Here is a 12,596-nt window from a genome sequence, read left to right as displayed (position 1 = left end):
AAACACAAGAGTTGCGAGGTGAAATTGGGAGCACAAAAAAACCTCGCCATTTACGATCTGGCAAGGCTTCAGTCTTCCCGCTTCAAAACCTCTCCGGCGTGCAAGCGCCATGAGCAGTATAGCCACCGAACTTCGTCCACGGCACTACCTCGAGGGTAAAAACCATTCACGTGACGGCTCGTGGAATATATACGAATTCGGGATCTTAGTGTCAAGAGTTTAGAATAACATCATGAAAGTTAAAAACATCACGATGTTACAAAACAGACACAAAAAGTCCTATATATTAGGATCTTATAAAACTTCCTGTTATGAGTGTCAGTTAAGAAGGGAAATGGCCCTTTCAGTTTTGCAAGCGAATTCCCAAGTTCCTGCGGGGAGGCGAATTATGACCTGAAAGTCGTCTTAAGCCTCCCTTTTGATTATCAGCCCTTTCAATGGGCTACTTGGCAGGAACGGGATGGCTGGCGCTATCCGCTAACAGGGCATCGAGACGCGATTTCGCGCCCTTGTCGGAAGGGTGACGCGACATCCAGCTTTCCAAGAATGTGCGAGCCTTCGGCAGCGCTCCGGACGCCGCATAGACCTGCAGCAGAGCGCCCACAACTTCGCCGTCATCCGCATTGTACTCCAAGGCACGCTCCAGATAGCGCGTGGCGGGCTCATAGGCGCGAGCAGAAGCCAACTGCACACCGACAGCATACAGCACATCCCGCGTAGGATTTCGGCTGACAATACTGTCCAGCATAGCTGTGCCCCGCGCGGTATCGTTCAGCACGGTGTAATAGGTCGCGGCCACTAACGCCTGGGTCTCAGGCGGCAGGTCTTTCTGACGGACAAGGCGGTCCAGCCGCAGGCGCAATTCTCCGGTTCGGCCCAGTTCCTCATACATTTTCCCGATTTGGACTTCCAATTCAGGACTGTAGCTGGGGCGGACATCTTCGGGGATCCGGCGCTCCATCTCTTCGAGCAATGTGAGCGCCTTTTGCGAATTGCCGAGCCTGTCGAAGCCAGTTAAGCGCCCTTCAAGGTTCGAGCCTCTATCAACGGCAGGTACAACCATGCTGTCAGGCTGAGTCATGTAGTAATATGCCAGTTGGAGAAAGGCAGAGCGGTAGTTGGACAGCAGGCGGTCCACATTATCGTCGTAGTGTACGCGCGGGTCATTGATGCCTCGCATGTGCCGGTCATAGACCTCCAGCACGTTCCGCTTCAGCATATCAGGATCGAGAGGGGAATCCCCTTTGGGATCCAGCCGGAACACCAGTCCATCCATACTGAGAAAGTCTTTCAGACCGATCATGCTGGAGGAGGGCACCGTTACCGCAAAGTAGAACGGTTTGGGCACGGGTGTCTTGGCAGGATCGAAATTGCTCCGCAGGATGTCCAGCATCATGATGTCCTGTACGCGCAGGAAATTGGACGTTCGCTCTTCGGAGGGTTGATCCCGGATGGGAACATACATGGTGGCGGGCATCACCCATTGCATCTTTCCCTGCGGAGTTGTCAGTTCCACTTTCTGCTTGTCGGGCGGCCAGTAGCGGGATAACAGGGCCTGGACGTCCTCGGCGTCGAAATAACGGTCAATGTAGTTGTCGCTGAAGGAGATGGGTACGCGCGGCTGATTGTCCCGAAGCTGCTTGATGTACCAGCCTGTGTTGACCAGACTCAAATTGACAATCCGCACGTCGCGCCGCACCTGTTTGACCTCCTGCATGTACCATACCGGAAACGTGTCATTATCGCCATTGGTGATCAGAATCGCGTTGGGCGCACAGGAGTTCAGCATGTTGTAGGTGTAATCTTCGGCTACGTAATTGCCGCGGCGGGAATCCATGTGATAATTTTTCCCCAGCAGCATGACCGGGCTGAGCATCAGCAGCAGAACGGAGAAGAGCGCGGCGGAAAGCACGGGACGGTTCGCCGCCTGCGTCTTGCGGACGAACCATTCAATCGCGGCCATGGAGCCGATGCCGATCCAGAGGGCAAACGCAAAGAAGGAGCCGACATACGAGTAGTCCCGTTCGCGGGGCTGGGGGTCCTCCTGATTCAAATAGAGCACAATCGCCAGCCCGGTCATAAAGAATAGGGTGAAGACAATCACCCAGCCGGGTTTGTCCTTCATGTACTGGTGGACAAAGCCCAGCAGTCCCAGCATGAAGGGCGCGCAGGTCAGCAGGGCCAGCAGCCGCAGAACGCCGCTGGGTTGGTCTGCCAATAGTCCCAGCACCGAGTATTGGGGAGACACCCCCGCATCCTGATACTCGCGTTCGGGCGCGCCTTCCCGGCCAATGAACTGCCACCAGAGATACCGAAAGTACATCTTGTTGACCTGATAGCGCCAGAAAAAATCGCCGGCGCTGTGATAGGCCGGGTCGTTGTTCCAGATGCGCGGAAAGATGGGGCGGCTGCCGTACTGCTCGCGGTTCATATAGGAAAAGAAACGGGCGGGATTGCTGGGATTGTTTTCGTTCACTGCCGGATTTCTTTCGGCGCGGATAAAAACATAGGCGTACGTGGAGCAGCCGACCAGAATCAGAAGGGCGGCGGCCATGACGACGCCGGTCAATCCGTGTCCCTTTCGCCGGGCCCAGTTGAAACCGTAGGCCAGTGCGGCGAGGACTACCAGCGGCATGACCAGGCTGATGCGGCTGGCAAGGGCCGGCAGGTACTTGACCACACCCGGGTAGACCACAAGGGTGATCAGCATGGCGAGGATCAGCCAGCCGATGAAAGACCCCGCCGTTGGCCGGCGCAGTCGAAAGTAGATAATCAGCACCATGGCGGGAATGGACAGCACGGACAGTAAATGTACGCCAATGGCCAGACCGACAATCAGGGCAATCAACAGCAGATAACGAGCGCTGTCCGGTTCATCGGCCTTCTCATACCACACCAATGCCAGCCAGACACAGAGCGTCGTGCAAAACAGGCTCGGCGTAAAGAGAATCGCTTCCACCGAGTTGAACCACATAGAGTAAGACCATGCCAGAGACAACGCCCCAATGACGCCGCCGGCACAGAGGGCAATGCGATGCGGTATGGACTCATCCGGCCCGTGGAGGTGGTGAAGCAGGCGGACGATAATCAGATAGGCGAACGTTACCACAAACGCGCCCGTTACTGTGGCCAGATAGGAGCAGCGCACCGCAATGTCTGTGGAGAGTGGCAGCAGGGAGAGAAGGTGCATCCATAGAATGAAGAGCGGCGCGCCGGGCGGATGTGATACTCCCAAAATGGTGGACACGGTCACGAACTCGCCCACATCCCAGAAGGAGACGCTGGGCGCCATGGTGATTCGATACACAATCAGCGCGATTACAAAAACGGCAAAGGCACATAGCCTGTGCAGATCCGGTTTCCATGTGCGAAAGGCGGGCAGGGAAATTGTCATTGGCAGGGTTCCGGCAAGTTTCGCCGCGATGCAGCGTGAACAACGCGTTTCTCTTCACTTGATTTAACTCGGCAGCGCCGGAAAGGATCACAATTGTGGAAAACTTATAGCGGTTCATCGCCGATCATCACCAACAGAAGATGGGCATTGTTGATAAATAGAGATTCACTGAGCATAGCATGGCGCAGGGGCGGGGACAACAAAAGAGGAGCCACCTTGCGGGTGGCTCTGTTGATTGGGTTCAAGCTTCGATGATTTGTGAGGCAGGCGCGGATTGTCGCGGAACAAATCTTTAGAAGTTCAGGGCGAGATCTACTCCATTGGTTGTGGGTATGACTTTGACGTCCCATTTGCCTTTGTGCTTTGGCCAGACGAGGGCCGCGGTGGTTAATCCCGCTCCCAGCACCCCCCCTCCGATTTGAAACGCAGTAGACCTGTCATGGACATTTCCAAAAATTGATGAGTGCCAGGGGACGCTCTTGAGAAAGGGTCTCCCCGTAGGCACATACTTGATCAGCCACTCGCGGCCCATCCACCCGACGAGGCTGGTGCCGACGGTCACCCCCGCCACGCGCCACCATTCCGGGTTTTCCTTTCCCCAAAGATATGCACCGGCTCCGGCCATCGCGACGCCGACGGTTTCATAGGTCACGAAATCATGATAATTGGCGTAATTGACGATGTGTCCGTGGGTCTTGGGCCAGAAGGTACGTTGTCCTGCTTGTGCAACATGAAAACCGTCGCGCACACCGTCACTTGACCACGCACCCAGCAGGCCGACAATTAATAGCATCTGACCGATCATGAATTCCTCCGTGTCATTACTTCGGGCCGCTTTGAAACACAGCCTCAATATACTAACTGTAGTGCGGCTTCTGCAAATCAGAATCACTGTCCAACTCGACGTGACAGACACCATAGCAGAGCACATTCCGTTTACGGAGATAAATACAACTCGGATCCCAACCTGCCGGAAATCGTCAGGCGTGAAGCTGTCCCTTCGGGACACGCGCTGCCGGACATGCGGGACACACGATCCGGCGAAGTTGCAGGATTAAAACGCGATGCCTCCACGCCGATGTGCGACGTCATGCAATGCTTTGCGGGGAGGTGGCCGTTCGAACACATGTCCGAAACCGCCGCCGCGAATTCTGCGGCATCTCATGTGGCATTTCGTCCGGCAGATTGCGCTCCCTGCCCGCGAAGGCGGAAAGATATTCCGTCGAATTGCAGGCAATATGCAATAGAAACAGGCGAAGTTGAACGGAACGCATTTTGCGAATACGTTGCATTGACCTGCGACACTTGGATTGCCGATACATATCCGAAGGTGTTTTACACGAGCAACTGATGGATCGAACCCGTCCTCCTATTTCCAAAGTTAGCCAAGAATTCGCGATGAACTCCTCTCTCCCGCACGACTTTATGGACACGTCTTTGACGCGATTGGGCAAGGTTCTTGTGGATGTGACGGCCTGCACCGCTGCCATTGTCGCCAGCTTTGCGCTCCGCTTTTCCACGAGTACCGTTCTCTTCTATGTTACCCGGGAATACGAAATCATCCTGATGGCGGTTGGACTGCAAGTCATCGGTCTGACGCTCCTCGGATTGTATTCGGCGATGTGGCGCTATACCAGCCTGCATACCATCTTCAAGCTGGCCTCGGTGACGACCGTCAGTTTGATTGTGACGTCCTTAGCGCAGCAGCTTCTCGATCTGCCCCACCTGCCGCGTTCGGTGATTGTGCTGGACTGGTTTCTGGCCAACTTTCTGTGCGCCGGAGCGCGGCTATTGGCGCGGCGCATTCACGTGCTGAGGGCTTTGCGTCAGCGTTCCGAGGAACCGGATCAGAAGATTTTGATCTATGGCGCCGGAAACGCCGGCGAACTTATGCTGCGCAGCATTAATCAGGCGGCGGACATTCATATCGAGGTGGTGGGCTTTGTGGACGACCGCATGGCCAAGCAGGGGCTGACCATTCACGGACGGCGAGTGCTGGGGACAGGCGACGATATCGGGCGGCTGGTTGAAGAGCACCAGATCAACTCGATCTTTGTCGCGATTCCTTCGCTGTCGGGCGTGAGCTTTCGAACCCTTCTCGACAAAGTTCGCAGTCAGGCGGGGCATCGAGTTCAGATCCGCACGCTGCCGGGAGTCACCCGAGTGGCCAATGGCCTTGTGTCCATAGATCAGATCCGCAAGGTAGAGATCAGCGACCTGCTGCGCCGCGAGCGCGTGCAGCTCGATGAAACCATCGTGCGTGATATGCTGCAGGACCATCCGGTGATGGTGGTCGGCGGCGGCGGCAGCATCGGACGCGAACTGTGCAAACAGATTGCGCGACACAAGCCAAAGCAACTGGTGGTGGTGGACAGTTGCGAGTTCAACACCTACTTGATTGACGACGAACTGCGCAAGGATTTCCCGAATCTGCAACTCACGTGTCTTGTGGCGGACGGCGGCAACAAGGCGATGATGCGCCGGATCTTCTCGCAGTACCGGCCCGATTTTGTCTTTCACGCGGCGGCCTACAAACACGTGCCCCTGATGGAAGCGCATCCCTGGGCGGCGGTGGTGAATAATCTGCGGTGCACCCAGACCCTGGCCGAGCTGGCCGGGCAGTTCGGCGTGCAGCGCTTTATCCTGATTTCTTCGGACAAGGCCGTGCGTCCGACCAACGTCATGGGCGCGACCAAACGCATCTGTGAACTGATGGTGCTGGCACACAATCGCATCAGCTCCACGAGTTTCACGGCTGTGCGCTTCGGCAACGTGCTGGGCAGTTCGGGGAGTGTCATTCCCAAATTCGCCGAGCAGATCGCCCACGGGGGTCCCGTAACAGTCACTCATCCGGACATTACGCGCTATTTCATGCTGATTCCCGAAGCCGTGGAGTTGGTGCTGCAAGTGTCGGCCATCGGCCAGCGCGGCAATTTGTACGTGCTGGACATGGGCAAGCCCATCCGCATCGCCGAGTTGGCACAATCGATGATCAACCTTGCCTGTGCCGACAAGGAGAAGGATATCAAGATTGTCTACACGGGGCTGCGACCCGGCGAAAAGCTGCATGAAAGCCTGTACTTCGAAGGGGATGAATCGGCAACGCAGATTCCGAACCTGTTTGTGATTCAGCCGAAGAACGTAGGGGACGCGGCCTTTCTGTCGCGGGTGAACGGTTTTGTGGAGCGAGCCTGCGATCTGGATCAGACCCAGCTCATGCTCTCCATCAAACAGTTTGCGCCGGAATACCAGCCGCAGTTTCCGGAAAACAGTCCCGCACGGGTTTTGGAGACTTCTCTTCGAGTGGTCTCGGAGACACCCGTTGCCGCGGCACCGCTGCAAGTATAGGCCATCACTGTGAACATGTTGAACCCGAATGACTCAAGAGCGTGGACGCGCGCAATCGTGCTCGCGCTCTTTTTGTGTCCGGTGCTCTGGCAGACGGCAACCGCCGTGGATGTGCCGCCCAAGCATCCGGTCTACGATTTCCTGCTGCGCATGGAAGCACGCGGCCTGTTTGAGAGCCCGCTGCCGCAAACCATGCCTTACACGCGTGAGGATGTGGTGCGCCGCCTGACGCTGCTGCGCGGGCACTGGGAGGCTTTGAACGGACTTGAAAAGCGGGAGGCCGGGGAGTATTTGTCTCAACTGGCGGACAGTACCGGAGACGATGCCGATGGGAACGGCTCCGGGCCTCTGGCGTTCTACCGCAACGGCCATGATCTGGCGGAGCTGCGCGGGCCGGCATGGCGGGTCGCGGGCAATCCAGTATTCGAAGCGCGGCAGGAGTTCCACCGTCTCAGCGCGGATTCGAACGGAGCGATGTCGGTATGGGCCAGCGGCTTTGAAGTGCACGGTGTGCTGCGCCATTTCGGTTTTTCCGTGCGCGCCACGGACGCTCATGTGCGGGGTGACGCAAAACTCGCCGACCGGACGGATTTTCCTTATCGCTATGATGTGCGCCCCAGCGGTTTTGACTACGATGAAGCCGACGCGGGCATAAGTTACGAAGTGCCACACGCCGCGCTGTTCTTCGGCAAGGCCCGCAATCACTGGGGATCCGGCCGTTTTGAGTCGTTGATCCTCTCCGACCAGCCGACGTCATACACCCAGTTCCGCGGCAGGTTCACACTCGGTCCGGTGGAGCTGACCGCTTTGCAGGCAAAACTGCAGCAACGGCCGCCGGTGGTGGTGGGCACCGATACCACCGCAGAGGGAATTGTACGCCGCGACTATGCGGAAAAGTTTCTGGCGGCCCACCGGCTGCAGGTCAACGTTTCCCGATGGCTGCAGGTGGGCATTTACGAAGCCGTGGTCTATGGCGAACGCAGCTTCGATCTGGACTACGTGAATCCGATGATGTTCCTGCGTTCGGCGGAGCATTACGCCGATGACCGCGACAACGCGTTGATGGGTTTTGATCTGAAGTGGCGTCCCCTGCGTGACGTCCTGCTGCACGGGGATTTGCTGATCGATGATGTCAGTACGACACACCTCGGCGAGGGCTTCTTCGGCAATAAACTCGGCTTTCAGGGCGGGGCAGAGTGGTATGATCCGGCAGGTCTATCCAACACGCGGCTGGTGTGCGAGTATACCCGCATCGAGCCCTATGTCTACTCCCACAAATTTGCCATCAACTCCTACCAGCATTACGGATCCGTGCTGGGCGCATCCACCGGTCCCAACTCCGACGTGCTGACCGCATCACTGGCGTGGACCGTATCGCGGCCTGTGCAATTGGAAGTCTGGACACAATGGCGGCGTCACGGAGCCAATCCGGCCTCCGGCACCAACGTAGGTGGCGATCCCCGCCGACCCTGGGGGCCGGGAGACGCACAGCACGTGCATTTCCTCGATGGCGATAAAGAGACCTTCCGTACCGTGGGGCTGCAAGGCCGCGTAGAAATGATCCACGATCTGTACGTCGCCGCTTCGGCCAGCGTTACGTCGTCCGACACCCGTTTCATGGCAGGTGGAAAACGCAGCGAGACCCGCAGCCTTGGCATGGCAGAGTTGCGCTGGAACCCCTGGTAAGATCCCCGCCTGTTCTACACTCTGTTATAGCATCGAGTATAACAGAGCCTGCGGTAGCTCCTCATAGCCACTTTTGCCTACCTGCGAAAACTGACCTGCCTGACCTATCCCCTTCCTGCGTAATAGATCACAAAGTCTCATAACTTGCTGTGGCAAGTGACCTGCTAAATCAATACGAACCTTAGTGCTAAAGACCCCGCGTTCGTCCGTTGCCGCTGCTGTGCCGCAGTGAGGCCGGATGGGCACGGGGTTTGCAAAAAGTTGCTGTGACGAATGCGATGTCACACGTCGCAACCGCACTCCGATGTATCAGGACCGAAGGAACTCTCACATGATTTCAGCATGGCCGCTGGGGCGAGGCAAGACCCCGCTCACGATGCTCTTGTTTTTCAGCATGGCACTTTTCACCATTCAGGCCGGAGCGCAGACCGGCGATCCGCGAGTGGCACAGATTCGCGAGATGGCCAAGAATGGCAATCTGTCGCCCGACTTGCTGCGCGCCTACGGGATTGATCCGTCCGATACCGCGGCAGCCATTGGCCGCGCTCGCGCCATGGGGGTTTCCGAAGAAGATATTCAGAAGGCGCTGGCACGGCATGACTCGGTGCGAACCACCGGCACTCCCGTGACTCCCACCGGATATCCGGAAAACCGCGCCCAGCGGACAGGTTTGGAGACAGTGCCATCCGTTTCGACAAAATCCGGCGCGACTCCGGCTGATACGGTCGCCAAGGTCCCAGCCGTGCCCGTGCCACAGCCTGCCGATGCCCAATGGGAGGGCCTGAACTATTTCGGTTACGACATTTTCCGCGCGGGCAAGGATCTTGCAACTCCCGCGGAAGTCGGCCCCGTGGATCCCGGCTATCTGGTGAGTTCAGGCGATGCGTTGATGCTCACGCTCTGGGGTGAAGTCGAGTACCAGTACCAGCTCGAAGTCAGCAAGGAAGGCGATATTCTGATCCCCAGCGTGGGGCAGGTCTTCGTCGCCGGAACCGAGCTGAAGGATCTCAAGGATCAGCTTCGCAACTATCTCTCGAAATTTTACGCCGGTCTGGCGGGCAATCCGCCCACGGTTTTTCTTGATGTGACGATGTCGAATCTGCGCGGCAGTCAGATCTACATCATGGGCGAAATCGAGCGGCCCGGCTCCTACACCTTGTCGAGCTATGCAACGGCCTTCAACGCCATGTACACGATTGGCGGCCCCAAGCTTACGGGCAGCCTGCGCGACGTACGCATCCTGCGCGACGGACATGTAACGGCGAATATCGACCTCTATGATTATCTGGTCAAGGGACTCTCGACCGATGACCGCCACCTGCTGCACAACGATATCGTGTTTGTGCCGCCGCGCGGCAAGACGGTCGGCATCAGCGGTGAAGTCAACCGCCCGGGAGTTTACGAGCTGAAGGAAGGTGAGACGATTCAGGATCTGGTGTCCTTTGCCGGGAAACTGAAGCCGACCGCCTACACCTTTCGCGCGCAGATTCAGCGGATTGTGCCGATGTCCCAGCGCGTGCGGGGAGAGTCCGATAAGAAATTGGTGGACATAGATCTCACCGCCGACGTCAGCGCGCAACTGCTCGCGGATGGCGACCTCGTGATGATTTTCCCGATTCTCGACAAGGTGGAAAATTTTGTCGAGATTACCGGCGGGGGCGTCTACCGGCCCGGACGCTTCGAACTCAGCCACATCAAAACCCTCTCGCAGCTCATTGCGGCGGCGGACGGACTGACTCCGTGGGCCGTAACGGACCGGGCGGAAATTACCCGCACCTACGACAATTTGACCAGCGAGCATCTGGAGGTCAATCCCAAGGCCGCGCTGTCCGGAGATCCGGCCTTCGATCTGACGCTGCAGAAGCGGGATCAGGTCCACATCTTCTCGATGCACGACCTTGTGGATTCCGCGACGGTGACGCTGCGCGGCCATGTCAAGAAGCCGGGCGTGTACTCCATGTCCGACAGCCTTGATCTGTATTCCCTGCTGTTCAACTATGCGGGATTGCAGGACAGTCTGTGGCAGGCGCAGACGTTCATGCAGCGCGGCGACATTGTGCGCCTTGAGCCGGATGGCCGCACTCGCAAGCTGGTTCCCTTCAGCGTGCGGGATGTCTGGCAGCGCAAGGCCGCCGTGAATGTCAAGCTGCAGACGAAGGATGAGATCGTCATCTATGACGCGGCGGTGACCGAAGTGCTGCGTCGCGAAGTATGGGCATACGGCGCCGTCAACAATCCGGGTCTGTACGAATGGAAGAAGGGGATGTCCTTGAGCGACCTGCTGCGGGAAAGCGGCGGGTTCCGCGAGGATGCCATGCTGTTGGAAGCGGAAGTTGCCCGGACGCCACCTATGGGACTCAAGGGGGATTCGCTGGCCAATATCCTGCGGGTTCCGCTGGTGGATACCGCGATCGACCCGGACGACCTGGAGAGCGCGTCATCGGCGATTCTACGGGGAGAGACCGGCGCCAACCGCTTCCTGCTCGAACCGGGAGACCGCATTTTTGTGCGCAGCAATCCGGATTGTGCGCCCTTGGGGAATGTGTGCGTCGCCGGTGAGGTGCAGTTGCCGGGTTCGTATACCCTGCGCAATCGCAATGAAACTTTGCGGGACATCATAAAGCGGGCCAATGGCCTGAAACCCAATGGCTACGCCGGCGGCGGGCAACTCATCCGCAACGGCCAGCGGCTGTTCCTCAATTTCGAGGATCTCCTTATTCATGGCCGGAAGCGCGAAAACGTCATTCTCCAGCCCGGAGACAGCATCTATATTCCCACACGTCCCAACGTGGTGGAAGTAAAAGGGGCCGTGATGAACCCGGGCTATTTCAAGTATGTGCCGGGATGGAAAGCTACGGATTATGTTCAAATGGCGGGCGGAAAAACCGAGGCCGCGGGCAAGATGCTCGTGCAGCAGCCATCGGGGCGCACCTACGAATGCACCTTCTGGAGTCATCCTAAGCCTTTGGATGGGGCGGTGATCACGATCTATGACAAACCGCCGGAAATCAAGGGCACGCCGACCGACTGGGCTGCCATTATCAAGGATTCCTTTGCCATCACCGCCAGCGCCGCCACCGTCATGGTGCTTGTCAAGCAAATCAAATGAACGACCAATCCGAACTCAATGATGCGCTCTCACGTCTGAGCGCGGCGCAGCAGGCGCTGAAAGCAGTAACCGCAGGGGACAATCCCGCCGAGTTGACCGTCGCCGATGTCGTGGCGTCCTGGTTCCGGTTCCTTTGGGACTGGCGTAAGGCCTTCGCGCGGATGCTCAGCTTGTTTCTGGTTCTGGGCATTGCGGCGGCACTGCTGATGCCTGCTCATTATACGGCGCGAGCCACAATTCTGCCGCCGGAGAATTCCCGTACCGGCCTGTCAAGCCTGTTGTCGGCGTTGCCCATGGCCGCCGCGCAGATGCTCGGATCTTCGGGCGATTCGAAGATGATTGAACTCTATGTGGACATTGCCAAAAGCGAGAGTGTGCTCGGCCACGTCTTGAATGCCGTCTACAAGGATGAAACGATTCGGGATGCCCTGCGCACTTCTTCGGGCACTCCGGATTGGAAGATCCTTGAGGATCTGCGCCTGTCCTTTGCAGGTTCCAAGCATCCGCGCACGCAGTTGGTGATGTTTGAATTGACCCTGCATGACCGGGATCTCGCGGCCGCGGTGTTGAATCAGATGCTGAAGGAGATGGACAGCTTCTTCCGCTATCGCATGGCCACCAGCCAGAATATGCAGCGGAAGATGATCGAGACCCGCATCGGCGAGGTTTCCGATTCCCTGCACATGGCGGAAGATCAGCTCCGTCAGTTCAAGGAAAGCAACCGTAACACGATGATTGCGCCCCGGCTGATGCTGGATGAGGGCCGGCTGATGCGTCAGGTGGAAATCGACAATGCCATTTATGTGGAACTGACCAAGCAACTCGAGCTGGCGAAGATCAGCGAAGCCGAAAACCAGCCGGTGCTCAATGTGCTGGACTATGCGGCACCGCCCGAAAAGCGCTCCGGGCCCTCGCGAGCGATGATTGTGCTTTCCGCGCTGGCCATAGGCTTTGGCCTTACGTTTGTCTATTTGCGGTTTCTGAACCATATGCCGCGTCCGCTGCGTGCGGTGATGGACCGCCTGGCGGGTGTGAAGTCCGCTGCCGTTCACGGGTGAC

At 57.7% G+C, this 12,596-nt stretch carries 6 protein-coding genes; 4 read left to right on the top strand and 2 right to left on the bottom strand.

Annotation, left to right across the window (positions count from 1 at the left end; translation table 11 throughout):
- Positions 1-442 precede the first annotated feature (442 nt).
- On the bottom strand, positions 443-3,394 hold the full coding sequence (locus VGL38_14990; protein HEY3296735.1) for a DUF2723 domain-containing protein: 2,952 nt from the start codon (positions 3,392-3,394) through the stop codon (positions 443-445).
- Between the two features lie 292 nt (positions 3,395-3,686).
- Positions 3,687-4,199: a hypothetical protein gene (locus VGL38_14985; protein HEY3296734.1), complete on the bottom strand. Its 513-nt coding sequence runs from the start codon at positions 4,197-4,199 to the stop codon at positions 3,687-3,689.
- Positions 4,200-4,792: 593 nt separating this feature from the next.
- Here VGL38_14985 and VGL38_14980 point away from each other — a divergent pair.
- From VGL38_14980 to VGL38_14965, 4 genes are all read left to right on the top strand, one after another.
- A complete protein-coding gene (locus VGL38_14980; protein ID HEY3296733.1) occupies positions 4,793-6,742 on the top strand; it encodes a nucleoside-diphosphate sugar epimerase/dehydratase in 1,950 nt (649 codons plus the stop codon).
- Between the two features lie 57 nt (positions 6,743-6,799).
- On the top strand, positions 6,800-8,428 hold the full coding sequence (locus VGL38_14975) for a capsule assembly Wzi family protein (GenBank protein HEY3296732.1): 1,629 nt from the start codon (positions 6,800-6,802) through the stop codon (positions 8,426-8,428).
- 331 nt (positions 8,429-8,759) lie between these two features.
- The gene (locus tag VGL38_14970; GenBank protein HEY3296731.1) at positions 8,760-11,537 is read left to right on the top strand and encodes an SLBB domain-containing protein; all 2,778 of its coding nucleotides are present in this window, start codon (positions 8,760-8,762) and stop codon (positions 11,535-11,537) included.
- A complete protein-coding gene (locus VGL38_14965) occupies positions 11,534-12,595 on the top strand; it encodes a GNVR domain-containing protein (protein HEY3296730.1) in 1,062 nt (353 codons plus the stop codon). Before VGL38_14970 ends, VGL38_14965 begins: the two co-directional genes overlap by 4 nt.
- Position 12,596 lies beyond the last annotated feature (1 nt).

It is taken from the genome of bacterium (assembly GCA_036504735.1).
GTDB lineage: Bacteria > Electryoneota > RPQS01 > RPQS01 > RPQS01 > DASXUQ01.
This window is presented reverse-complemented; position numbering and strand designations above follow the sequence as displayed.

Excerpts from the sequence above, each read along its gene's own strand:
- VGL38_14980 (HEY3296733.1), top strand. The coding sequence starts at position 4,793 with ATGAACTCCTCTCTCCCGCACGACTTTATGGACACGTCTTTGACGCGA.
- VGL38_14985 (HEY3296734.1), bottom strand. The coding sequence starts at position 4,199 with ATGATCGGTCAGATGCTATTAATTGTCGGCCTGCTGGGTGCGTGGTCA.
- VGL38_14965 (HEY3296730.1), top strand. The coding sequence starts at position 11,534 with ATGAACGACCAATCCGAACTCAATGATGCGCTCTCACGTCTGAGCGCG.
- VGL38_14990 (HEY3296735.1), bottom strand. The coding sequence starts at position 3,394 with ATGACAATTTCCCTGCCCGCCTTTCGCACATGGAAACCGGATCTGCAC.
- VGL38_14970 (HEY3296731.1), top strand. The coding sequence starts at position 8,760 with ATGATTTCAGCATGGCCGCTGGGGCGAGGCAAGACCCCGCTCACGATG.